Here is a 22,831-nt window from a genome sequence, read left to right as displayed (position 1 = left end):
GTCCTATGCTCGAAACGAGCCGAGGTCACGGGCGACGGGCATCCATATGACCGTGGCACTTCCGCGACCGGGCCATCCCCAACCGGAGGAGAACGTCATGGCAAGCAGCAACCGCGCCGTCGTGTTCCAGAACGTCAAGGACATGCGCGTCGAGACCCTCGACTTCCCGAAGCTCGAGATGCCGAACGGCAAGAGCGCCCCGCACGGCGTCATCCTCAAGATCGTCGCCACCAACATCTGCGGCTCCGACCTGCACATCTACCGCGGTTCCTTCCCCGTCCCCCAGGGCATGGTGATGGGGCACGAGATGACCGGCGAGGTCGTCGAGATCGGCGCCGACGTCGAGTTCCTCTCCGAGGGCGACCTGGTCTCGGTCCCCTTCAACGTCGCCTGCGGCCGATGCCGCAACTGCCGTGCCCGCCACACCGAGGTGTGCGAGACCGTGAACCCCGACGTGTCCTGCGGCGCCTACGGGTTCAACCTGGGCGACTTCCAGGGTGGGCAGGCGGAGTACCTGTTCGTCCCCTACGCCGACTTCCAGCTGCTCCGCTTCCCGGACAAGGACCAGGCCATGGAGAAGATCCGTGACCTCGCCCTTCTCTCGGACATCCTGCCCACCGCGTTCCACGGCCTCGTCGAGGCCGGGGCCAAGCCCGGCTCCACCGTCTACATCGCCGGCGCCGGACCTGTGGGACGCTGCGGCGCCGCGGCGGCCCGTCTTCTGGGTGCGTCCTGCATCATCGTCGGTGACTACCACCAGGACCGGCTGGACCTGATGAAGAACAACGGCTGCGAGACCATCGACCTGAACCAGGACGTGCCGCTGACCGATCAGATCGAGGCCATCCTCGGCGAGCCCATGGTGGACTGCGCCGTCGACTACGTCGGCAACGAGGCACACGGGATCGGCCGCGAAGCCGATGACATGAACCCCGCCCACGCCATCAACCAGGTCATCGACGCCACCCGCGCAGGCGGTGCCACCGGCATCGTCGGCGTCTACGGCCCCGACCCGCTGGCCTCCTCCAAGGCCGAGCAGGAGGGCACCTTCTCGATCGACTTCGGCAAGGCGTGGATCAAGTCGCCTCGGATCTCCGGCGGCCAGGCCCCGATCATGCACTACAACCGTGAGCTGATGATGTCGATCCTCTGGGACCGCATGCCCTACCTCAGCGACATGCTCAACACCAAGGTCATCAGCCTCGACGAGGCCCCCGACGCCTACGCGGCGTTCGACACCGGTGTCTCGGAGAAGTTCATCATCGATCCCCACGGCATGATCCCCGCCTGATCCCAGGCCGTCGTGCACCCGGCCCGCGATCGTCACTCCAGCGGCGGTCGCGGGCCGTGCGCGGATCCGTCGCCCCTGGACGATGCCCGGCGCGGGCCTGGGGCAGGTGGGGCCGGCATGCCGGCGCCCAGCGGCGCGGGGGAGCGAGGAGGGGCGATCCTGGGAGACGGGGCAGCTCGCTGCGACGCTCCTGACGCCCCTCACGATCCGGAACGCACCGCGGGGTGAGGAGGACGATCACCGGCGCCCGGACCGTCGGGACGCGCCGCGGCGCCGCCAGGCACGTCTCGATCATCATGACGCGGATCGAGCGCTTCTGCGAGAGCATCGCCGCCGCCCGCGCCGGACGCTCGGTGAGATCGTGTGCTCCGAGGCCCGACGGCGGTCGATGAGCCGGAGTCCGCTGCTGCCGATCGAGCCGTTGCGGGGAGTCCGGCGTATGCGCGTCATGACAGCAGCCATCGCCGGGATCGAGCGGACCTCCGACCGGCGCCGATGCCGGGCACACCTGGGTCGGTCGACCCCCATCGGGGAGACAGACCGTCCTGCACCCGGTCGCGGCCCGGCACCTCGTCGTGCAGCACGCTCGTCCCTTGTTCTGCCCGACGCCTCGAGGGGGAGTGGACGGGTGCTGGTGGGCCAGCGCGGCGTCGGGACCCGATCACCGTCCGGCACGCCCTCCGGGGCTGAGCGCCATGTGGAGCTCTGCGCCACGGGGCAATCGTCTGCGGCATCAGTCCACCGCACCCGGGGAGGGGACAGGGTCCGGGCGTGCCGTCACCTGCCCCCTCACCACCGGATGCGGTGGGCGGTGGTCACCGGATGGCGGAGCGGATGGCGGCGGCCGCGGCGGCGACGTCCGATGCGCTGTAGATGGCGCTGCCCGCGACGGCCACGTCTGCTCCCGCCTGCTGGACGGCCTCGACAGAGTCCGCACTGACGCCGCCGGCGACGGAGAACGGGACCTCGGCGGCCTCGCCGGCGGCGAGCAGGGCGTCGAGGCTGTAGCCGTCCTCCGCCTGCTCGTCGAGGCCGGCGTGCATCTCCACGAAGACGGCGCCGAGGGCGACGACCTCTCGGGCCCGTGCGGCCTTGTCGGACACGCCGATCAGATCGACGACGACGCCCTTGCCGTGCTTGGTCGCCGCGGCGACCGCTCCGGCGATCGTGCTGTCACCGGCGACGCCGAGGACGGTGACGAGATCGGCTCCGGCGGAGAAGGCGATGTCAGCTTCCAGCTCTCCGGCATCCATGGTCTTGAGATCGGCGAAGACGGTCTTGTCGGGGTGGGCGGCCTTGACCGCCGTGATCGCCGCGAGGCCCTCGCTCTTGATCAGAGGGGTGCCCAGCTCGAGGATGTCGACGTAGGGGGCGGCCTTCGCGGCGAGGTCGAGGGCGGACTCGGTGGTCAGGGTGTCCATGGCGAACTGCAGTCGCATGTCAGGGTGTCTCTTTCTCGTGGTGGTGTCGATGGTGGAACGGGGAAGAAAGGTCATTCGAGGTTGGCATGACGTGGCCAGAGCGCATCCGCGCTCTGTCCGCTCTTCTGCCACAGGACGTCGAAGAGAGCGTCGCCGACGAGGACGAGGAGCTGCTCGAAGAGGCTGCCTGCGTACTGGGCCGACTGCTGCTCGGACCGGTCCGTCTTCGTCGCCGCCCGGATGACCAGGACGGCGTGGGACAGCTGAGCAAGCGGTGACTCGGGGTCGGTCGTGATCCCGATGACGCGGGCACCGACGGATCGCGCCGTCTCGGCCGCGCTCACCACCCCCGAGGTCGTGCCGGAACCGCTGGCGGTCAGGAGCAGGTCGCCCTCTCCGATCGCCGGGGTCGTCGTCTCACCGACGACGTGGACCTGCAGCCCGAGATGCATGAGGCGCATGGCCGTCATCCGCAGCGCGAGCCCGGACCGTCCAGCGCCGTGGACGAAGACTCGCCGGGCGTCCGCTGTCAGCTCGACGGCGGCCGCGAGCGCGGGCGCGTCGGGAAGGGCAGCTGCCCCCTCGATCTCGTTGACGATCCGCGCCAGCGAATCCTGGATACCTCGTTCTTCCATGTCGACCAGCATGGACCGGCCCGCGGCGCTCCACTGCTGCCCGATGAGCGGGGCGCCCCGTTCGATCGGGTGGGCCTCCCAGGTCGGGCTAGAGTAGCGGAGTGAGCGACCTCCCGACCCCGCTGGAACGTGCCCGCTCCCTGTCGCGGGACCGTGCCCTGACCGAGCAGGCCGATCAGCATGCGATCACCCTCGAATCGATCCTCGCCGTGCTCCGCTCCGGCCGACTCGCGGATGCGGCCGCGCGCAGGGAGGCCACGGAGATCGCCTCCTCCGCGCTCATCCGTGCTCGTTCGGTCCATGAGCAGCAGGAGAGCGTGCTCGAGCCGGTGGCGGAGGCGTTCTCGCGCCTGCGCACCGAACTGCGTCCTCTGATCCGCTCCGGGCCGTTGCAGGTCCAGTTCGCAGAGCCTCCTGCGCGAGGACGGGCGCTGCCGGGCCCGGTCGCTCGGGAGGCCCGCGCCATCTCCCGCACAGCAGTGCTCTCGCTCATGGACCGCGCGGACGCTGCACGCGCCCGGGTCGGCTGGGACTGCGATGGCCGCAACCTGCTGATGGAGGTCCGTGACGACGGGGGAATCGCGGTGACGGCGCACGACGACTCCTTGCGTCCGATCGTGGAGCGGGTGGCGGCGCTCGACGGAACCATGGACGTGGAGACGACTCCGGGCTGGGGGACGACGCTGCGGATCGAGATCCCGCTGGACCCACCCAGCGCAGCGCTCACCGTGGAGGGCGCCGAGGAGCTCACCGACCGCGAGAAGCAGGTGCTGCGCCTGGTCGCGACCGGGATCTCGAACCAGCGCATCGGCGATCAGCTCGGGATCACGGCCAACACCGTGAAGTACCACGTGGCCAACCTGCTGCGGAAATACGGTGCCCGCACGCGCGCCGAGCTCGCAAGCATCGCTCACTCCCATGATGCGCACTCTCCGAGCGCCCAGACTCGATAGCGGGCCTCGGTCCGGACGTCGGCAGCGGTGTCGCACCCGCTGCGCTGCGAGCCTCATGACCGTGACCTCGAAGAGCTGGTGGCCGGCGGTGAAGGCGATGCCGCACGGTGTCCATGACCAGCCCGACGCGAGAGCGGTGAGCGCGCAGCTGTGACTCATACGCGCTGGCACCGCCCGCGTCCCACCGTGTTCTGGGTACGCGGATCGGCCTCAGGCCTTCGCCGCCTGGGTGCGGCTCCCGCGACGGCTGGATTCCAGCATCTCGGTCAGTGAGCGCGCGTCATAGCTGCCCACCATCCGGCAGCCGTCGACGAAGAACGTCGGGGTCATCTTGGCGCCGCTCGCCTCCGCGCTCGCGATGTCCCGCTGCACCCTCGCAGCAACCTCGTCGCTGTCGAGATCCTCGATGAACGCCTCGACATCGAGTCCCAGCTCCGCCGCGTAGCCGATGAGATCCTCCCGCTCGAGCGCGTCCTGCCGAGTGAAGACGAAGTCGAGCCACGGCCAGAACATCTCCTGCTTCGCGGCCGCCTCGGCGGCCCGTGCGGCGAGGGGGCCGTGAGGATGGTGAGGCAGATGCCGCACGACGTAGCGCAGATCGTCACCGAAGCGCCCGTGCAGGTCTTCCCATGAGCCAGTGGCGTGCGCGCAGTACTCGCACTCGAAGTCCACGAACTCCACGAGGGTGAGCCGGGCGTCCTCCGGTCCGCGGATGTGATCCACCTCGGGGTCCACCGGGGAGTCGAGCGTCATCGGGAGATCCGCCGTCTCCTCTCCCCACCGACGGGCCGCCACCTTGAAGATCGACCAGCCCAGAACAGTGGCGAGCACCATCGCCACGAGCACGCCCAGCGTCGCCTGGCGCCCCAGATCCGAGGAGGAGTCGAAAGCGAGGCTGATGACCAGCAGCGACACGGTGAAACCGATGCCCGAAAGTGCTGCCCCGCCGAACACGCTGCCCATTCCGACCCCCTCCGGAAGTCGACCTGCGCCCATCCGAACGGCGAGGAGCGTCGCGATCCCGATTCCGAGGAGCTTGCCGAGCACGAGCCCCGCGATGACGCCCCACGTCACAGGCGAGCCCAGCGAGTCGGCCACCACCCCGCCGCCCAGGTTCACCCCGGCATTGGCGAGTGTGAAGATCGGCACGACGAGCAATGCCGTGGGGAGACGGAGGTACTCGTGCAACCGCTCGTTGACCGATACGCCCTTGGACAGCCCCCGTCCCACAGCTCGCGCCGAGGAAGCGCTCGGGGATTGCCAGAAGTCGCGGAACAGCTGCCGGGCGGCGACCACCTCCTGCCGTTGCGTCGGGTAGGCGGGGATCAGAAGGCCGGCGATCATGCCCGTCAGCGAGGCGTGGATGCCGGAGGAAAGAGTCGCCAGCCACAGCACGATGACGATCCCGACGTACGGAGCGGCACTCCACTGCCGGGAACGGCCCACCAGCCACAGGGCGACGAGGCAGCCGAGAGCGAGCAGCAGCGGGGCGAGGTGGATCTCGTCGCTGTAGAACACCCCGATGATCGACACCGCGAGGAAGTCGTCGACCACCGTGAGGGTCAGGAGGAAGACGCGCAGCTGCCCGGAGAGCCGGGGGCCGACGATCGCGAGAGCGCCGAGCATGAACGCTGTGTCCGTGCCGACGACGGCCCCCCACCCCCGAAGCCCCTCGCCACCGGACGCGCCGACGACCAGGACGTACACCAGCGCAGGCAAGGCCACCCCGGAGATGCCCGCGATCACTGCCAGGCGTGCGCGACTGCTGTCCCGGAGGGCCCCGTGCGCGAACTCCTGGCGCACCTCGAGTCCCACGACGAAGAAGAACACGACCATCAGTCCGTCGTTGATCCAGTGGTGCAGATCCAGATGCAGGCCGAACGGGCCGACGTCGATCCCGACGCTCTGCTGCCACAGCTCGTCATAGGACGAGGACAGGGGCGAGTTCGCCCAGAGGAGGGCGAAGGCCGTGACGACGATGAGCACCACGGCCGAGCCCGACTCCGTGCGGAGTCGTCCGGCGATGCCGCGCGGGGGCGCGGATTCATGGGGCACGGCTCGATTATGACGGAGCATGGGTGCCCCGTGCAGTTCGCGGTCGTACCGAATGTCTCGACGTGGCGGGTGTCCGAGGGCTGGGGCGCGCCAGGGCCGCGTCGGCGGCGACGAGACGCGAGACCCGAGAACGCGCAAGAGTGGCCTGCGTCACATCGCTCGACGGCGGGAATGATGGCGACCACCGCGCAGTTGAGTCTGTTGAACTCAAGTTCGATGAGCGACTGATTGACAACCGCGATCGGGCGTCATGTACTTGAGCTGTAGTCACTCAATCGTGCCGCCGGCCAGGCGGCCGGCGGAGCCGCGGACCCCGCGGCCAGTCGAACCACCGCGGCGCCAACGCCGCAGAAGGGCAGGCACACATGTCCCGTGTCGTCGGAATCGATCTCGGCACCACCAACTCCGTCGTCTCCGTCCTCGAGGGCGGGCAGCCGACGGTCATCGCGAACGCCGAGGGCGCTCGCACCACCCCGTCCGTCGTCGCCTTCTCCAAGCAGGGCGAGGTGCTCGTCGGCGAGGTCGCCAAGCGTCAGGCCGTCACGAACGTCGACCGCACGATCGCCTCGGTCAAGCGCCACATGGGCACCGACTGGACCGTGGAGATCGACGGCAAGAAGTACACCCCGCAGGAGATCAGCGCCCGCATCCTCGGCAAGCTGAAGAAGGACGCCGAGTCCTATCTCGGTGAGCCCGTCACCGACGCCGTCATCACGGTGCCGGCGTACTTCAGCGACTCCGAGCGTCAGGCCACGAAGGACGCCGGCACGATCGCCGGCCTCAACGTCCTGCGCATCATCAACGAGCCCACCGCCGCGGCCCTCGCCTACGGCCTCGAGAAGGGCCAGGACGACGAGCAGATCCTCGTCTTCGACCTCGGCGGCGGCACCTTCGACGTGTCCCTCCTCGAGGTGAGCAAGGACGAGGACGGCTCGGCCATCCAGGTCCAGGCCACCGCGGGCGACAACCGCCTCGGCGGCGACGACTGGGACCAGAAGATCGTCGACTGGCTCATCTCCCAGGTGAAGTCGAAGGACGGCGTGGACCTCTCCAAGGACCGCATCGCCCTGCAGCGCCTCAAGGAGGCCGCCGAGCAGGCGAAGAAGGAGCTCTCCTCCTCGACCTCCACGTCGATCTCGCTGCAGTACCTCTCCATGTCGGAGAACGGCCCGCTGCACCTGGACGAGAAGCTCACCCGCGCGCAGTTCGAGGACATGACCAAGGATCTCCTCGAGCGCACCAAGGCGCCCTTCCACCAGGTGATCAAGGACGCCGGCGTGAAGGTCTCCGACATCGACCACGTGGTCCTCGTGGGCGGCTCGACCCGCATGCCCGCGGTCTCCGAGGTCGTCAAGGAGCTCACCGGCAAGGAGCCCAACAAGGGCGTCAACCCGGACGAGGTGGTCGCCGTCGGCGCCGCCCTCCAGGCGGCCGTGATCAAGGGCGAGCGCAAGGACGTCCTGCTCATGGACGTCACCCCGCTCTCCCTCGGCATCGAGACCAAGGGCGGCGTGATGACCAAGCTCATCGAGCGCAACGCGGCCATCCCGACGAAGACCTCCGAGGTGTTCTCGACCGCGGAGGACAACCAGCCCTCCGTCGCGATCCAGGTGTTCCAGGGCGAGCGTCAGTTCACCCGTGACAACAAGCTCCTCGGGACCTTCGAGCTGACCGGCATCGCGCCGGCCCCGCGCGGGATCCCGCAGATCGAGGTCACCTTCGACATCGACTCCAACGGCATCGTGCACGTCACCGCCAAGGACCGCGGCACCGGCAACGAGCAGTCCATCCAGATCACCGGCGGATCCGCCCTCTCCAAGGACGACATCGACCGGATGGTGAAGGACGCCGAGGCCCACGCCGCGGAGGACGAGGAGCGTCGCAAGAACGCCGACGCCCGCAACACGCTCGAGCAGCTGACGTACCAGGGCGACAAGCTCCTGGCCGACAACGCCGACAAGATCTCCGACGCGGACCGCACGCAGGCCGAGGACGCCATCAAGGCGGGCAAGGAGCTGCTGGCCACCGAGGACGCCTCCACCGAGGACCTCGAGGCCAAGCGCGACGCGCTCAACGAGGCCCTGCAGGCCGTGGGCACCGCGATCTACGCCCAGCAGGGCGACGCCGCGGGCGCCGAGGGCGCCGAGGGCACCGCCGACGACGCCTCCTCCTCGGACGAGGACGTCGTGGACGCGGAGATCGTGGACGAGGACGAGGAGAAGAAGTGATGACCGAGGACCGGAGCACCCCCGACGACGCGCAGCGGCCCGAGGGCGAGCCGAGGTTCTCCTTCACCGACAAGCGCAAGGTCGACCCGCAGGACGGCAGCGTCCGTCCTGCGGGGGAGGCCCCCGCCGCCCAGGAGCCGCAGGACGAGGCCGTCGACCCGATCGACGCCGAGGCCGCGCAGCTCTTCGAGGAGGCCGCCGCCTCCGAGGCCGACGGGCGGGTCGCCGAGCTCGAGGCGCAGGTCGCGTCGCTGACCGACCAGCTCAAGCGCGAGCAGGCGGAGTACGTCAACTCCCGTCGTCGCATCGAGCAGGCCGCGGAGACGGCGAAGGAGGCGGCGGCGAGCCGCGTCCTCGCCTCGCTCATCGGCGTGCTCGACGACATCGAGCTGGGACGGCAGCACGGCGACATCGCCGAGGGCACCCCGTTCCACTCGATCGCCGGGAAGCTCCAGGAGACGCTGCGCTCGCAGGGTCTCGAGAGCTTCGGCGCGGTGGGCGACGAGTTCGACCCGTCCCTCCACGAGGCCCTGATGCACCAGGACTCCGAGGAGGCCACCTCCACCACGGTGACGATGGTCATGCAGCCCGGGTACACGGTGGGCGGTCGCGTCGTGCGGCCGGCCCGCGTGGCCACTCAGGGCCCCGCCTGACCCTCGCCCCCTCCCCGGCCGTGGGGTCCGTCGGACCCCCTCCGACGGGCCCCACGGCCAGGCCCTTCCCGTCGTGACCCCGTGCCACGACCCTCCCCATCGACGCTCCCCGGAAGGAGGCGCGACACATGTCCGGACAGGACTGGATCGACAAGGACTTCTACGCGGTCCTCGGCGTCTCGAAGGACGCCGATGCCGCGGCGATCAAGAAGGCGTACCGGAAGAAGGCCAAGGAGCTGCACCCGGACCGCCACCCTGATGACCCCACGGCCGAGGACCGCTTCAAGGCGGTCGGCGAGGCCTACGCGGTGCTCAACGACCCCGAGCAGCGGCAGCAGTACGACGCGATCCGCGCGATGGGCTCGGGCGGCGCGCGGTTCTCCGCCGGGCAGGGCGGCGCCTCGGGCGCCGGCTTCGACGACGTCTTCTCCGCCATGTTCGGCGGGGCGGGCGGCCGCGCCGGCGGCTTCGCCGGCGCCGGGGGCGGTGGTGCGAACCCCGATCTCGACGACATCCTGCGGATGTTCAACCAGGGCGGCGGCGCGGGCGGGCCCGCGGGCTTCTCCGCCGGCCCCCGGGCCGGCGAGGACGTCACGGCGCGCATCCGCATCACCTTCCGCCAGGCCGCGCTCGGCACCGAGGTGACGGTGAGCGTCGAGGGCCGGTCGGTGACCGCCCGGATCCCCGCGGGGGTCCACGACGGCCAGAAGATCCGCCTGCGCGGCAAGGGCCGGCCCGGCCAGGGCGGCGGTCCCGCGGGCGACCTCCTGCTCCTGCTCGAGGTGGACCCCCACCCCGTGTGGTCCATGGACGGGAGGAACCTGCGTCTCACGGTCCCCGTCGCCTTCGACGAGGCCGTGCTCGGCACGACGCTCGAGGTGCCGCTGCTCGACGGCGGCAGCGTGCGCATGAAGGTCCCCGCGGGCACGCCCTCGGGTCGCGTGCTGCGCGCCCGGGGCAAGGGCCTCGCGACGTCCAAGGGCACCGGCGACCTGCTGGTGACCCTCGAGGTCGCCGTCCCCTCGCACGTCGAGGGCGCGGCGAAGCAGGCCGTCGAGGACTTCCGTGCGGCCCGCGGCGACGAGAATCCGCGCGCCGGCCTGGCCGAGGCCGCCGCGCGCTGACATCCCGACGGGCCCGCCCACGCGGCGGGCCGTCGGATCACCCAGGGAAGGAGCGGCGCATGGCACCGCAGCAGCGTCTCGACGAACGGGCTCCCGTCTTCGTCATCTCCGTCGCGGCGGAGCTCTCCGGCATGCACCCGCAGACCCTGCGCCAGTACGACCGCCTGGGGCTCGTCTCCCCGCAGCGCACGAGCGGGCGCGGCCGCCGCTACAGCGCGCGGGACGTGGCGAACCTGCGCGAGGTCCAGCGGCTCTCCCAGGAGGAGGGCATCAATCTCGCGGGCATCAAGCGCATCCTCGAGCTGCAGGACGAGGTCGGGGCGCTGCAGGAGCAGCTGGACCGCGTGAGCGAGGCGCTCGCCGCGATGACGCCGAGCGACCGTCGGCGCGTGTTCTCCGCCGACAGGACCGGTGAGGTCAGCGCGCTGCGGCGCGGGGAGCGTCCGGGGCGCCGCCAGTCCGGCGCGCTCGTGCTGTGGCGCCCACCCCGGCGCGGCGGCGGGGCGTGACGCCCGCGGCGTCGTAGATCGCCGCGAGCCGCTCCGCGACCCGGTCGAGGTCGACGTCCTCCGCGGCCGCGCGACCCGCCGCGCGGAGATCCGCGAGCTCCCCGTCCAGCAGCGCCCGCAGCTTCCGCGCGGTCGCCGCGACGAAGACGGGGCCCTCGCCGGTCACCTGGTGGGTGACCTCGCCGTCGGGGAACTGGTCGCGGTACAGGGGGATGCCGCGCACGAGCACGGGAGCGCCGCACGCGAGCGCCTCGAGCAGCACGATCCCCTCGGTCTCCTCCGTGGTGAGGAAGCAGAAGGCGTCCGCCCCGCAGTAGGCGTCGCGGAGCTCGGCGGCCTGCACGTAGCCCGGGAAGAGGGCGTTCGCGGGAGCGCCTGCGAGGGCCCGGCGCACGGCGGCGGTGAGCATCCGCGGGTCCGTGCGGCCGTACCAGACGAAGGTGGTGCCGGGCATGGACCGGGCGAGCTCCACCCAGTCGACGATGCCCTTGCGCACGAGCTGCATGCCGACGCTCACGACGACCTCCGCCTCCGGGCCGAGGCCCAGGCTCTCGCGGAGCCGCCCGCGGGCCGACGGGTCCGGGCGGAAGAACGACGTGTCCACGCCGTTGGAGAGCACGTGGATCGGTGCCCGCAGACCGTACTTCGGCGCGGAGATGAGCTCGCGCGCGTAGCCGCTCGGCGTGACGACCGCGTCGCCGCGGCGGTACAGGTGGGCGATCCAGCGCCGGAACAGCGGCGCGACCGCGTTCGCCCCCGTGAAGGAGTTGCGGAAGTCGTCCTCCGTGGAGTGCGCCCACATGAGCACGGGCCGGCGCCGCAGCCGCGCCCAGCGGGCGAGCAGCGGGGTGTCCGGGAAGGGGGTGTTCAGGTGCACCACGTCGAAGTCGTCCAGCGGGCTGCGGACGACCTCGTGGCCGAGCGACCGGATGACCTTCTCCTGGTGCCGGATCGCGGCGCCGATCCCGGACTCGCGGGCCAGCTGGTCCATGCCGCGGGGGACGAGCACCCGCAGCCGCGGGGCAGGGTCCGGCCCGGGGACGGGGGCGGGGCCGCTCATGCGGCGAGGGGCTCGAGCGCGAGGACCCGCAGCGGGGAGCGCCGCTCGATCGCCGAGCGGTACACGGACAGCACCGAGGAGCCGAAGGCCCGCGAGCCGAAGGTCGCGTGGACGTGGGCGACACCCTCGTGGGACATGGCCGCGCGCAGCAGGTCGTCGCCGAGCATCTGGTCGAGGTGGGCGGCGAAGTCCGCCGCGCCGTCGTACTGCCAGCCGGTGCGGCCGTCGACGACCACGCGGGCCAGGGACGGGTCGCGGCGGCAGAGCAGCGGCAGTCCGCAGGCCATCGCCTCGATGAAGGTGAGGCCCTGGGTCTCGGAGAGCGAGGCGGAGACGAAGAGGTCACCGATCCGGTACCAGCGCTGGACCTCGGCGGGGTCCACGACGCCGGCGAAGACGACCTGGTCGCTCACGCCGCGCGCGGCCGCATGGGCGACGAGCTCCTCGCGGTACGGGCCGTCGCCCACGAGCACGAGCACGCTGTCCTCGCGGCCCGCGCCGGCGACCAGGTCGATCACCTCGTCGAGGTTCTTCTCCTTCGCCAGGCGCGCCACGGAGAGCAGCACCCGCTGGTCGGGGCGGATGCCGAGGCCCGCGCGGAGCTCGGCCGCGTCCCGCAGCTCGGCCTCCGTGCGGGCCGGGCGGAAGCGGTCGAGGTCCAGCCCCGTGGGGATGACGTACTGCGGGCGGGTCACGCCGTAGCCGGCGAGCAGCCGGGCGACCTTCTCGGTGGGCACGACGACCGCGTCGGTGCCGTCGAGCACGCGACGGGAGAAGGTCGCGACGACCTTCCGGCCCACGGTGCGGCTCGGGGAGTAGTAGTGCGTGTAGTCCTCGTAGATCGTGTGGTACGTGTGCACGATCGGCACGTCGAGCGCGCGGGCGATCTTGCGGGCCCACATGTGGGAGGAGAACTCGCAGTGCGAGTGGATGACGTCCGGGTGCCAGCGGAGGATCTCGCGGAGCACGCGCTTCGAGGCGGGCATGCCGATCCGGGCGCTGTCGTAGACCATGCCCGCGGAGACGGAGCCGATCCGGTACACGCCGTCCTCGTTGCGGGTGCGCAGGCCGGAGGCGAGGGTCAGCACCCGCACGTCGCAGCCCAGCGCGATCAGCTCGCGGCGCAGAGTGGCGACCGAGGCCACCACGCCGTTGACCACGGGCTCCCACCAGTCGGTGGTCAGCAGGACCCGCAGCGGCCGGCCCGAGCCGGTCGTCCGTTCCGCATGTCGCTTCCTCATCACGTGCACCCCCCGAGCCTCGCACCTGGGAACGCCGGGGACATCCTCCGCGCGGTGGAACTTCGTCCGACCACGGTCTGATCCTCGGTGCTGCCGGGTGGTCCCGGACCGGTGCCTGCTCATACGTCGAGCGTAGGGCGGGGTTCGGGGAGCGACGACGGGGCACGCCCGTGACGTTGCGGAGTGTTACCCCCTTGTGTGCTCCTCGGACACCTGATAGGTGGCTGTGAACGAGGTGGAGGCCAGCTGCTGGGTGAAGATCGCGAAGCGCGCGGCCACGTGGGGCGCCGCCGGATCCGCGTCGAGGTGCTCCACGGGAAGCGCGTGCACGGTGAACACGTAGCGGTGCGGGGGACCGGCCGGGGGCTCGGGCCCGTCGTAGCCGGGGTTGCCGAAGTCGTTGACGGCCTGGCGGATCCCGGGATGCTCCCGCTCGAGACCCGCGGGGAGCGAGGTGGTCGCGGCGGGCACGTCCCAGGCGATCCAGTGCCAGAAGCCGGAGCCCGTCGGCGCGTCGGGGTCGTAGCAGGTCACCGCGAAGGAGCGGGTGCCCTCGGGGGCTCCGCTCCAGGCGAGGTCCGGGGACAGGTTCTGCCCGCCCTGCGAGGCCACCAGCTGCGGACGCCCGACGACGGAGCCGTCCGGGAGGGCGCGGGAGACGAGGGTGAAGGCGTCGGCGTCGGTCATGGCGCCACCTTAGGAAGACGGCCCCCGCCTGTCGAGGCGGGGGCCGTCCGGGGTCGGCGCGCGGGGCGCGGGAGCGGGGGTGCTCAGAACCCGAGCGCCGTGGGCCTGGGGTAGTGGCGCAGGAACTTGCGCACCTGGTTGGCCTTCGCGACCGCGACGTAGCCGCGTCGGCGCGGCCCCTCGACGGGCGAGGCGAGCGGGTGCACCGTGCGGCGCCGGCCGATCGCGCGCACCCGGGCCCGCAGCGCCGGGTCGACGATGTAGCGCCGCAGCAGCGCCCACGGGACGATCGAGTAGAGGATCTCCGCGGTGGGGACCATGCGCTCGATCGCACGGTCCTCGACCATGTCCGCGACGACGGGGATCGCGACGTTCGCCCCGGCGGCGGTCATGTAGTAGTTGTTGCGGCCGATCCGCGGGTTCACCTCGAAGAACTTCGCGACGCCGTCGCGGGGGTCCACCTTCACGTCGAAGTTCGCGAAGCCGCGGTAGCCGGTGCGGCGCAGGAACCGCTCGGACTGCACGAGCACGTCGCCGAGGTCCGTCGTGAACATCGCGGCCGGGTTCCCGAGCGCCCCGGGGGTGTGCTCCTCGAGCAGCACGTGGGCGCCGCCGAGCAGGGTCACCTCGCCGCGGGTGTCGACGTACGCGGTCACCGAGAGCATGGAGGTGTCGTCACCGGGGATGAGCTCCTGCACGACGAAGCGGTCGGTGTAGCCGGCCCTCTGGAGCCGCCCGGCGAGGTCCTCGAGCTCGGCGCGGTCCGCGATCTCGAAGACCTTCCGCTTGCCGGGGAAGCTCACGGCGGAGTACGCCGAGGAGCGGGAGGCCTTCGCGACGACCGGGAAGTCCCAGGGGATCTCCGGGATCTCCGGGAGCGCACCGCCCGCGAAGTCCAGGACGATCGTGCCCGGGGTGGGCACGCCGATCTCCTCGCAGGTGAGGGAGAAGGTCGCCTTGTCGGCGACCGCGGCGAGGACGTCGTCCCCGAGCAGCGGCAGGTGGAAGAGCTCGCCGAGCTCCTCGCGGTGGTTCGCGATGAGCAGCACCAGGAAGTCGGCGTTGGCGAGCAGGATCGGGCGCAGGCCGGCGGCCTTCTTCTCGCGGCCCACGGCGAGCAGCGCCCGGACCATGGCGTCCTCGGAGGCGTCCGCGCCGAGCTCACGGGTGGTGAGGAGGCGCGAGTCCGCGACGGGCCCGGAGACGGTGCGCGTGACGACGGTCGCGACGGTGCCGTAGCGCTCGTGGAAGGCGCGGGCGAGGGCGTAGACGCCGATGTCGCCGCCCAGCAGGACGAGGTCGACGCCGGGGGTGCTCGGGGTGCCGGTCATGGGGGAGAGGTCCTTTGCTCAGAAGCCGGAGTCGGTGGGCCGCGGGTAGACGGCGCGGTACTTGCGCACGAAGTTCAGCCCGGAGACGGTCGCGTAGGCGCGCATCCACAGGCCCTCGGGGCCGTAGCGGAAGGGGTTCGCCAGGCGCGTGCGGGCCAGGCGCCTCACGCGCGATCGGAGCACCGGGTCGCGCAGGTAGCGCAGTACGAGAGGCACCGGGAGGATCGAGTAGAGCACGGGCTCCGTCACCCGCACGGGCGTGATGTCCCGCCCGTGGACGCGGTCCTCGACGACGTGCCGGGCGACGGACTCGCCGGTCGCGGTGACGTAGTAGTTGTTGCGGCCGATCCGCGGGTTGATCTCGAAGAAGCACTCGCGGCCGGTGCGGGGGTCGACCTTCACGTCGAAGTTCGCGAAGCCCACGTAGTCCACCGCGTCGAGGAAGCGGGCGGCGGCGTCGGTGAGAGTCGGGAAGTCGCCGGTGACCATCGCGGCCGGGCGGCCCAGCGCTTCCGGGGTGTGCTCGCCCAGCAGCACCTGCGCGGCGCACAGCAGGGTGACCTTCCCACGGCTGCTGCGGTAGGCGGTGATCGAGCGCTCGGCGGTGTCGTCCCCGGGGATCAGCTCCTGGAACAGGAAGCGCCCCGTGAAGCCGGCGGCGCGGAGGTCCGCGATGAGCTCCTGCTGCTGCGCGGCGGACTCGAGGAAGAACACCTTGCGCTTCCCGGGGAAGTGCACGTCGTGGTACTCCGCCGTGTTCGCGGCCTTGCCGACGACCGGGTAGGACCAGGGCAGCTCCGCGGTGCCGTTCCAGCCCTCCTCCTCCTGGCGGGAGAAGTCGACGACGACGGTGGGGACCGTGCCGATGCCGAGCTCCTCGCACAGCTCGGCGAACTCCGCCTTGTCGGCGAGGCGCTCGAGGAGCTCCGCGGGCACCTGGGCGAGCAGGTAGTGCGGCTCGAGGTCGGCGCGGAAGCGGTTGATGAAGGCGATCAGCGAGTCGGCGTTCGTCAGCAGCAGGGCGGGCCGTCCCTCGGGGCGCTGGGCGGCGAGGTCGAGGAGTGCGTCGCGCATGTCCTCGTCGGTCGCGTCGGCGCCGAGCTCGACGAGGTCGGTGGAGACGGTGCGGGCGTTCATCTCCACGGGGATCCGCACCACGGTGGTGCATCGCATCCCGTACTGCTGGTGGAAGGCGATCGTCAGGTTCAGGGAGTTCAGTCCCGCCCCGAGGACGACGACGTCGAAGCCGGGATCGGTCGGCGTGGAGGGCGTGCGCATAGGGGCGATCCTAACGAGGGCTCGGGCCCGGGCCGCGCAGCCACACGGCTGCGCGGCCCAGGTCACGCCGGGAGCGGGTGTCAGGCCGTGCGCAGCCAGACGGCGGTGTCCGCGGGGAGCTCGCCGGCGGGGGCCGGGCGCTCCCCGGAGCCGACGAGCACCTCGGCGCCCGCGAGCGCGGAGGGCAGGGCGACGGTCTCCTCCGAGGTGTTCACGAGCACCGTCACCTCGCCGCGGCGCACGCCGAGCACCCCGGCGGGCAGGCCCTCGAGGAAGGCGACGCCCTCCCCGGGCCGGCCCAGGCCGAGCTCCGAGCGCAGCGCGAGAGCGCGGCGGTACATCTCGAGCGTCGATCCCTCGCGGCCGGACTGGGCGTCCGCGGCGAGCGGGCCGAACTCGGCGGGCTGGGGGAGCCAGGACTCGCCGGTCGCGGAGAAGCCGAAGGCGGGCGCGTGCTGCTCCCAGGGGAGCGGCACGCGGCAGCCGTCGCGGCCGGGGACGCCCGCGCGGTGGTGGGAGGGGTCCTCGCGCAGCTCGTCGGGGATGTCGCGCACCTCCGGCAGGCCCAGCTCCTCGCCCTGGTACAGGTAGGCGGCGCCCGGCAGGGCGAGCATGAGCAGGGTCGCGGCGCGGGCGCGGGCGAGGCCCAGCGCGGCATCGGGCACCTCGTCGCGCGCGAGGCCCTCGCCGAAGGCGTGGTCGGGGGCGAAGCCGTAGCGGGAGGCGTGGCGGATGACGTCGTGGTTGGAGAGCACCCAGGTGGTGGGGGCGTCGACGGCGTCGGCGAGGGCGAGCGGCTTCTCGATCGCGGCGCGCATCGTCTCCACGCCCCAGCGGGCCTGGAGGAAGCCGAAGTTGAAGGACTGGTGAGCCTCCTCCCTGCCGATGTAGAGCGGCAGGCGGTGCTCGGGGATCCAGGCCTCGAGCACCATCATGCGGTCGCCCTCGTAGGAGTCGACGATCGGGCGCCACTCGCGGTAGATGTCCAGCACGCCGTCGTTGTCGAAGTAGACGGGCACCTCGCCCTCGGGGATGTCGATGAGCCCCTCGGCGTTGACGGTCGCGTCCGGCAGACCCTCGGGCTTGACCATGCCGTGCGCGACGTCGACCCGGAAGCCGTCGGCCCCGCGGTCGAGCCAGAAGCGCAGCACGCCCTGGAACATCTCGTGGACGGCGGGGTTCTCCCAGTTCCAGTCCGGCTGGGTGGTGTCGAAGATGTGCAGGTACCACTGGCCGGGGGTGCCGTCGGCCTCCGTGACGCGGGTCCAGGCGGGGCCGTGGAAGATCGAGGTCCAGTTGTTCGGGGGCAGCTCGCCGTGCTCGCCGCGACCCTCGCGGAACACGTACATGTCCCGCTCGGGGGAGCCGGGGGCGGCGGCGAGCGCCTGCTGGAAGAGCACGTGGTCGCTCGAGGAGTGGTTCGGGACGAGGTCCACGATCACCTTGAGGCCCAGGGCGTGCGCCTGCCCGATCAGGGTGTCGGCGTCGGCGAGGGTGCCGAACCGGGGGTCGACGTCCGTGTAGTCGGCGACGTCGTAGCCGGCGTCGTTCTGGGGCGAGGTGTAGAAGGGGGACAGCCAGAGGGCGTCGACCCCGAGATCGCGGAGGTAGGGCAGGCGGGCGGTCACGCCGGGGAGGTCGCCCATGCCGTCGCCGTCGCTGTCGGCGAAGGAGCGGGGGTACACCTGGTAGACGACGGCGTCGCGCCACCATTCGGCACGGGCGGCCTGCTCGGACGATGCGGACTGCTCGAGGGGCGCGGGGGCGAGGGTCATGGGGGTCCTTCCGGTGGTGGTGCCCGAGGCTCGGGACAGGTTCTCAGGTGTATCGGGACCGCGGGGCGGGTGTTCGGTGCGGGAGCGGCGAGGACGCCGCTCAGGACAGGGCGATCACGACCGCGCCGGGGCCCGTGGCCGCGAGGCGGAGCACGGGCCCGTCGACCTCGGCCGTGACCGCGCCGACGACCGCCCGCACGGCGGGGGCCCCGGCCGGGCCGGGTCCCTGCGGGTCCAGCAGGACCGGCGGATGGGCGTCGCGCGCGAGGTGCACGAGCACGTCGCTGTCCGGGTGGGTGCGCACGAAGGTGAGGGAGTCGGCCCCGGCATGGAGCCAGCGAAGGCCGCCGCGGCGCAGCGCGACCTCCTCGCGGCGCAGGCCCAGCAGCGCGCGGGTCGCGGCGAGCACTGCGGTGTCCACGGCCGTCACGTCCTCGGCGGCGATCGCGTCCCAGGGCATCGGGGTGCGGGAGTGCTCCCCGGTGAGGCCCTCGGCGCCGATCTCGTCGCCGGCGAAGAGGGTCGGCACGCCGGGGAGGGTCGCGAGGGCGGCGACGGCGACGAGCTGCCGCTCCCGCGTCCCGACCACCGAGCGGGTGCGCGGGGTGTCGTGGCTGGAGAGCTGGTTCTGGGAGTGCAGGCGGGAGGGCCAGGGGAGGTGGGCGCCGTAGCCGGCAAGGGTGCGGCGCACGGCGGTGCCCGGCAGGGAGGGGAGCGTCATCGGCAGCCCGAGCCAGTTCAGGCTCGAGCCGGGATCGGCGAGCCAGGCCCAGAGCGGGCGGGTGAAGCCCGCGTAGTTCATGGTGCCGTGCCAGCCGTCACCGGCGAGGTCCCCCGACGCGTCGTGGCCGTGCTCGGCGATCAGCCAGGTCTCCCGGCCGGTGCGCTCCTGCGCCTCCCGCAGGGTGCCGCGGATCTCCCGCGCCACCTCGTGGGTCACGTCCACGTCGCGGTGGCGCCCGGTCATGTTGGCGACGTCGATGCGCCAACCGTCGGCCTCGATCGGCGAGTCGAGGTAGCGGCCCACCACCGAGCCGGGGCCGCGGGTGAGGCGGTCCCGGAGCGCGTCGGAGCGCAGGTCGAGCTTGGGCAGCGAGGCGACGTCGAGCCAGCTGACGTAGCCGTCCGGGTGATCGGTGAAGAGGTAGAAGCCGGCCTCCTCGGAGGCAGGGTCCGCCTGGGCGGCGCGGAACCACTCGTGGGTCGCGCCCGTGTGGTTCGTGGTGAGGTCCAGCAGCAGGCGCATGCCGCGCTCGTGCAGCGCCGCGGAGAGCCGGGCGAGGGCCTCGTCGCCGCCCAGCAGCGGGTCCACGCGGTCGAAGGTCGAGGCGTCGTAGCGGTGCACGGAGCCGGCGGGGAAGACGGGCGTGAGGTAGAGCGTGTCCGCGCCGAGGGAGGCGATGTGGTCGAGCCGGTCGATGACCCCGTCGAGATCGCCGCCGTAGTACTGGCGGCCCGTGAGATCGCCGCGCACGGCGGGCTCCTCGTCCCAGGCCATGGGCACCGCCCAGTCGGGCAGCTCCGCGGGGGCGGGGCGGCCCTCGGCATCGACGGGCACGCGGGCGCTGCGGGAGAAGCGGTCCGGGAAGACCTGGTAGACGACCGCGTCGTCGACCCACTCCGGCGCCGGGTCGTGGGCCACGAGGCGGAAGTCGGTCGCGTCGGCCACGTCCCAGGGGACGAGGCCCGCGGCGGTGAGCCAGGCGTAGGCGGGCACGGGGGCACCGGAGGCGGTGACCGCGCCGGGATCGGCGAGCACGCAGAAGCGGTAGCCCACCACGGGGTTCGCGGCGACGAGGGTCGTCGTGAACCAGCGGCCGCGCTCGCCGGGGGAGGCGGGCTCCTCCTCGAGCGTGGCGGTGAGGATCTCCCCGTCGACCATGGCCCGCAGCGCGACGGCGCGCACCGGGTACGCGGCGGGCACCCACACGCGCAGGACGGCGTGGTCGCCGAGGCGCAGCGCGCCCTCGTGCCGCACGTGGCGGGGGCCGCCGTCGTGGTGCGGCTGCTCCGCGAGCGGCACGCCGGAGTCGTCGACGGGCGGGAGGCCGGGAGGGCCGACGAGGAGATCGGTCACGGGGATCAGCCCTTCACGGCGCCGGCGGTCGAGCCGCCGACGATGTAGCGCTGGAGGAACTGGTACAGCACGATCACCGGGATCATGATCATCACGGAGCCCGCGGCGAAGACGCCGAGGTTGTTCGAGCGGTCACCCGAGAGCAGGCCGTACAGGCCCACCGCGAGGGTCTTCTTGTCGTTCGCCGTGAGGAAGATCGAGCCCAGCAGGAACTCGCTGAGCACGCCCACGAGGGCGAGCAGCACGGTCGTGGCGAGGATCGGCGTGAGCGTGGGCAGCAGGATCCGGGAGAAGACCTGCCAGTGGCTCGCGCCGTCGATGATCGCGGCCTCGTCGAGCTCCCTCGGCACGGTGTCGAAGAAGCCCTTGATGAGCCACACCTGGCCCAGGGACCCGCCGAGCAGGACCACGATGTAGCCGGGCAGCGAGTTCAGGCCGAGGCCCGGGAAGATCTGGCCGAGGCCCGAGATCATCGTGTACACGGCGATCATCGCGAGCACCGACGGGAACATCATGATCAGCAGCAGCGAGAGCAGGCCGATCCGGCGGCCCGCGAAGCGGAAGCGGCTGAACGCGTAGGCGGCGAGGGTCGAGAGGAACACCTGCACCACGGCGACGACGACGCACACGATGATCGTGTTGAGGTACCAGGTGAGGAAGGGCCCGCGCGCGCCGGAGATGAGCTCGCGGTAGTGCACGAGGCTGAAGGACTTCGGGATGATCCCGGTCGAGGAGACCGTGCCGAGCGGGTTGAGAGAGGCGGAGACCACGAAGAGGATCGGGAAGATCGCGAAGAGGACGGCGAGGATGCCGACGACGTGGCGCCAGCCGATCTCGGCGAACCAGCGGCCGAACGGGAGACGTCGCTGCTGGGTGACGGAGGTGGGGGGAGTGCTCATGGTGGCCGCCTCTCAGTTGACGTCTTCGAGGACGTTCGTGAACCGGAACTGGATCGCCGCGAGGATGCCGGTGAGGGCGAACAGGGCGACGGAGACGGCGGAGGCGAAGCCGAAGTCGGCCCCCGAGCCGCCGAAGGCGATGCGGTAGATCATCGAGATGAGGATGTCCGTGCCGCCGCGCGTGTACTCGCCGGGGAGGAACGGTCCGCCCTCGGTGAGCAGCTGGATCGCGTTGAAGTTGTTGAAGTTGAAGGCGAAGCTCGCCACGAGCAGCGGGGAGACCGCGACCAGCAGCAGCGGCGTGACGACCTTGACGGTGGTCTGGAGGCGGTTCGCGCCGTCCATCCGCGCGGCCTCCATGACGTCGTTCGGGATCGCCTGCAGCGCACCCGTCGAGACGATGAACATGTACGGGAAGCCCATCCAGAGGTTCGTCAGCAGCACGGCCGCCTTGGCGAGGGTCGGGTCGCCCATCCAGTTCAGCGAGAGGCCCAGGGTCTCGTTGATGAGGCCGAAGTCCTTGTTGTAGAAGCTCGACCAGACCAGCAGCGAGATGAAGCCGGGCACGGCGTAGGGCAGCAGCAGCACGGAGCGGTACAGGCGCCGGCCCTTCATCCGCTCGTCGTTGAGCACGAGCGCGAGGGCGAAGCCGACCACGAAGGTCAGCAGCACCGAGCCGAGCGCGAAGACGAGGGTCCACACGAAGGCGGCGCCGAACTGCTTGGCGATCGCGCCGTTGGTGAACAGGCGCAGGTAGTTCTCGCCGCCCACGCCCTGCAGCCAGGACTGGCTGAACGCCCGCTTGCCGTCCGCGCCCACGAAGTACTCGGAGTCGCCGACCTTGCCGACCGTGTAGGTCTCGCCGGTGGCCGCGTTCGTGATGGTGTCGCTCGCCTCGTCGTAGGAGAGGGCGGTGGTGCCGACGAAGGCCTGGTTCGCGCCCTGGACGCGCACCGCGGAGGTGTCGTCGACGGGGACCGCGAGCTCCTGCAGCGCCTTGTAGGCCGTGTTGACCTGGCGGGCGTCGAGCACCTCGTAGTCCTTCGCGGCGGTGACGAAGCCCGAGGTGACGGTGACGTCGGAGGCGGGGACCGGCTCGAGGGAGGTCTCGGCGTCGCCCGCGAGCACCTCGCCGCTCGCGGGGTCCACGAGCAGGAGCGTGAAGGGACCGGCCGCGGGGTCGCCGCCCGGCTCGACCGCGACCGACATGTTGTACCAGGTCGAGTCGTCCGTCTGCTGCACGGAGTTCGCGACGATCTGCTCGATCGCCTGCTCCTTCGTGCCGCGGGTGCCGTCGCCGAAGTTCGTGAACGAGTAGCCGATCGTGAGGACGATCGGCGTGATGAGGAAGACGGCGAGGAACAGCGTGCCCGGCAGGAGGTACTTCCCCGGGATGAAGCGCTTGGTCGAGTAGACGACGAAGATCGCGACCGCGGCGAGCAGCATGACCACGAGCCACATCCACTGCTTCTGGGCGACGGCGATCGGGACGGTGAAGGCGACCACCGCGAGGACGGCGCCGAGCAGCACCACGCGGGCGATCACGGCGGGGATGGTCGTGGTGCGCTCGCGGTGCGCGGGCGCCTGGGCGGAGGACATGGCGGCGTTGCCTTT

Annotated in this window: 18 protein-coding genes; 6 read left to right on the top strand and 12 right to left on the bottom strand. The window is 71.6% G+C overall.

Annotation, left to right across the window (positions count from 1 at the left end):
- Positions 1-97 precede the first annotated feature (97 nt).
- Positions 98-1,291, top strand: coding sequence for an alcohol dehydrogenase catalytic domain-containing protein (locus tag C1N80_RS12870; protein WP_137771135.1), 1,194 nt, complete (start codon positions 98-100; stop codon positions 1,289-1,291).
- Positions 1,292-2,106: 815 nt separating this feature from the next.
- On the opposite strand, the gene hxlA is transcribed toward C1N80_RS12870, so the two are convergent.
- Together hxlA and hxlB are read right to left on the bottom strand one after the other, a co-directional pair.
- Positions 2,107-2,730: a 3-hexulose-6-phosphate synthase gene (hxlA, locus tag C1N80_RS12865; protein ID WP_137771134.1), complete on the bottom strand. Its 624-nt coding sequence runs from the start codon at positions 2,728-2,730 to the stop codon at positions 2,107-2,109.
- A 53-nt stretch (positions 2,731-2,783) separates the two neighbouring features.
- The gene (gene hxlB / locus C1N80_RS12860; protein ID WP_370297002.1) at positions 2,784-3,359 is read right to left on the bottom strand and encodes a 6-phospho-3-hexuloisomerase; all 576 of its coding nucleotides are present in this window, start codon (positions 3,357-3,359) and stop codon (positions 2,784-2,786) included.
- Between the two features lie 89 nt (positions 3,360-3,448).
- Between hxlB and C1N80_RS12855 the strand changes: the two genes are divergently transcribed.
- Positions 3,449-4,300 (top strand): response regulator transcription factor family protein, encoded by an 852-nt coding sequence (locus C1N80_RS12855; RefSeq protein ID WP_137771133.1) that lies wholly within the window; start codon positions 3,449-3,451, stop codon positions 4,298-4,300.
- A 210-nt stretch (positions 4,301-4,510) separates the two neighbouring features.
- On the opposite strand, the gene nhaA is transcribed toward C1N80_RS12855, so the two are convergent.
- The gene (nhaA, locus tag C1N80_RS12845; RefSeq protein ID WP_370297288.1) at positions 4,511-6,289 is read right to left on the bottom strand and encodes a Na+/H+ antiporter NhaA; all 1,779 of its coding nucleotides are present in this window, start codon (positions 6,287-6,289) and stop codon (positions 4,511-4,513) included.
- Positions 6,290-6,720: 431 nt separating this feature from the next.
- Between nhaA and dnaK the strand changes: the two genes are divergently transcribed.
- From dnaK to C1N80_RS12825, 4 genes are all read left to right on the top strand, one after another.
- Positions 6,721-8,583: a molecular chaperone DnaK gene (gene dnaK / locus C1N80_RS12840; RefSeq protein ID WP_137771131.1), complete on the top strand. Its 1,863-nt coding sequence runs from the start codon at positions 6,721-6,723 to the stop codon at positions 8,581-8,583.
- Complete coding sequence (locus tag C1N80_RS12835) at positions 8,583-9,236, top strand: nucleotide exchange factor GrpE (protein ID WP_137771130.1); 654 nt, start codon at positions 8,583-8,585, stop codon at positions 9,234-9,236. The genes dnaK and C1N80_RS12835 overlap by 1 nt, the downstream gene beginning before the upstream one ends.
- Positions 9,237-9,364: 128 nt before the next feature.
- The gene (locus tag C1N80_RS12830; protein WP_137771129.1) at positions 9,365-10,360 is read left to right on the top strand and encodes a DnaJ C-terminal domain-containing protein; all 996 of its coding nucleotides are present in this window, start codon (positions 9,365-9,367) and stop codon (positions 10,358-10,360) included.
- Between the two features lie 59 nt (positions 10,361-10,419).
- A complete protein-coding gene (locus tag C1N80_RS12825) occupies positions 10,420-10,869 on the top strand; it encodes a heat shock protein transcriptional repressor HspR (protein WP_137771128.1) in 450 nt (149 codons plus the stop codon).
- Here the strand turns inward: C1N80_RS12825 and C1N80_RS12820 are convergent.
- The 9 genes from C1N80_RS12820 to C1N80_RS12780 all read right to left on the bottom strand — a co-directional run bounded on the left by C1N80_RS12820 (position 10,778) and on the right by C1N80_RS12780 (position 22,816).
- A complete protein-coding gene (locus C1N80_RS12820; RefSeq protein ID WP_137771127.1) occupies positions 10,778-11,929 on the bottom strand; it encodes a glycosyltransferase family 4 protein in 1,152 nt (383 codons plus the stop codon). The genes C1N80_RS12825 and C1N80_RS12820 overlap by 92 nt on opposite strands.
- Positions 11,926-13,170, bottom strand: a complete 1,245-nt coding sequence (locus C1N80_RS12815) for a glycosyltransferase family 4 protein (RefSeq protein WP_137771126.1) — start codon at positions 13,168-13,170, stop codon at positions 11,926-11,928. The genes C1N80_RS12820 and C1N80_RS12815 overlap by 4 nt, the downstream gene beginning before the upstream one ends.
- A gap of 186 nt (positions 13,171-13,356) precedes the next feature.
- Complete coding sequence (locus C1N80_RS12810; RefSeq protein WP_137771125.1) at positions 13,357-13,857, bottom strand: YbhB/YbcL family Raf kinase inhibitor-like protein; 501 nt, start codon at positions 13,855-13,857, stop codon at positions 13,357-13,359.
- A gap of 83 nt (positions 13,858-13,940) precedes the next feature.
- The gene (locus tag C1N80_RS12805) at positions 13,941-15,188 is read right to left on the bottom strand and encodes a carboxylate--amine ligase (protein WP_137771124.1); all 1,248 of its coding nucleotides are present in this window, start codon (positions 15,186-15,188) and stop codon (positions 13,941-13,943) included.
- Positions 15,189-15,206: 18 nt separating this feature from the next.
- Positions 15,207-16,466 (bottom strand): carboxylate--amine ligase, encoded by a 1,260-nt coding sequence (locus C1N80_RS12800; RefSeq protein WP_137771123.1) that lies wholly within the window; start codon positions 16,464-16,466, stop codon positions 15,207-15,209.
- An 80-nt stretch (positions 16,467-16,546) separates the two neighbouring features.
- Entirely contained in the window at positions 16,547-18,241 is a 1,695-nt protein-coding gene (locus C1N80_RS12795; protein WP_137771122.1) for a glycoside hydrolase family 13 protein, read from the bottom strand.
- A gap of 100 nt (positions 18,242-18,341) precedes the next feature.
- Complete coding sequence (locus tag C1N80_RS12790; RefSeq protein ID WP_240811125.1) at positions 18,342-20,318, bottom strand: glycoside hydrolase family 13 protein; 1,977 nt, start codon at positions 20,316-20,318, stop codon at positions 18,342-18,344.
- A gap of 5 nt (positions 20,319-20,323) precedes the next feature.
- A complete protein-coding gene (locus C1N80_RS12785) occupies positions 20,324-21,217 on the bottom strand; it encodes a sugar ABC transporter permease (protein WP_137771120.1) in 894 nt (297 codons plus the stop codon).
- Positions 21,218-21,229: 12 nt separating this feature from the next.
- A complete protein-coding gene (locus C1N80_RS12780) occupies positions 21,230-22,816 on the bottom strand; it encodes an ABC transporter permease subunit (RefSeq protein WP_137771119.1) in 1,587 nt (528 codons plus the stop codon).
- Between the last annotated feature and the right edge of the window lie 15 nt (positions 22,817-22,831).

It is taken from the genome of Brachybacterium sp. SGAir0954 (assembly GCF_005490785.1).
In the GTDB taxonomy this organism is placed as follows: Bacteria; Actinomycetota; Actinomycetes; order Actinomycetales; family Dermabacteraceae; genus Brachybacterium; species Brachybacterium rhamnosum.
This window is presented reverse-complemented; position numbering and strand designations above follow the sequence as displayed.

Coding starts and splice junctions, on each gene's coding strand:
- C1N80_RS12870 (WP_137771135.1), top strand. CDS start 98: ATGGCAAGCAGCAACCGCGCCGTCGTGTTCCAGAACGTCAAGGACATG.
- hxlA (WP_137771134.1), bottom strand. CDS start 2,730: ATGCGACTGCAGTTCGCCATGGACACCCTGACCACCGAGTCCGCCCTC.
- hxlB (WP_370297002.1), bottom strand. CDS start 3,359: ATGCTGGTCGACATGGAAGAACGAGGTATCCAGGATTCGCTGGCGCGG.
- dnaK (WP_137771131.1), top strand. CDS start 6,721: ATGTCCCGTGTCGTCGGAATCGATCTCGGCACCACCAACTCCGTCGTC.
- C1N80_RS12835 (WP_137771130.1), top strand. CDS start 8,583: ATGACCGAGGACCGGAGCACCCCCGACGACGCGCAGCGGCCCGAGGGC.
- C1N80_RS12830 (WP_137771129.1), top strand. CDS start 9,365: ATGTCCGGACAGGACTGGATCGACAAGGACTTCTACGCGGTCCTCGGC.
- C1N80_RS12825 (WP_137771128.1), top strand. CDS start 10,420: ATGGCACCGCAGCAGCGTCTCGACGAACGGGCTCCCGTCTTCGTCATC.
- C1N80_RS12820 (WP_137771127.1), bottom strand. CDS start 11,929: ATGAGCGGCCCCGCCCCCGTCCCCGGGCCGGACCCTGCCCCGCGGCTG.
- C1N80_RS12815 (WP_137771126.1), bottom strand. CDS start 13,170: ATGAGGAAGCGACATGCGGAACGGACGACCGGCTCGGGCCGGCCGCTG.
- C1N80_RS12810 (WP_137771125.1), bottom strand. CDS start 13,857: ATGACCGACGCCGACGCCTTCACCCTCGTCTCCCGCGCCCTCCCGGAC.
- C1N80_RS12805 (WP_137771124.1), bottom strand. CDS start 15,188: ATGACCGGCACCCCGAGCACCCCCGGCGTCGACCTCGTCCTGCTGGGC.
- C1N80_RS12800 (WP_137771123.1), bottom strand. CDS start 16,466: ATGCGCACGCCCTCCACGCCGACCGATCCCGGCTTCGACGTCGTCGTC.
- C1N80_RS12795 (WP_137771122.1), bottom strand. CDS start 18,241: ATGACCCTCGCCCCCGCGCCCCTCGAGCAGTCCGCATCGTCCGAGCAG.
- C1N80_RS12785 (WP_137771120.1), bottom strand. CDS start 21,217: ATGAGCACTCCCCCCACCTCCGTCACCCAGCAGCGACGTCTCCCGTTC.
- C1N80_RS12780 (WP_137771119.1), bottom strand. CDS start 22,816: ATGTCCTCCGCCCAGGCGCCCGCGCACCGCGAGCGCACCACGACCATC.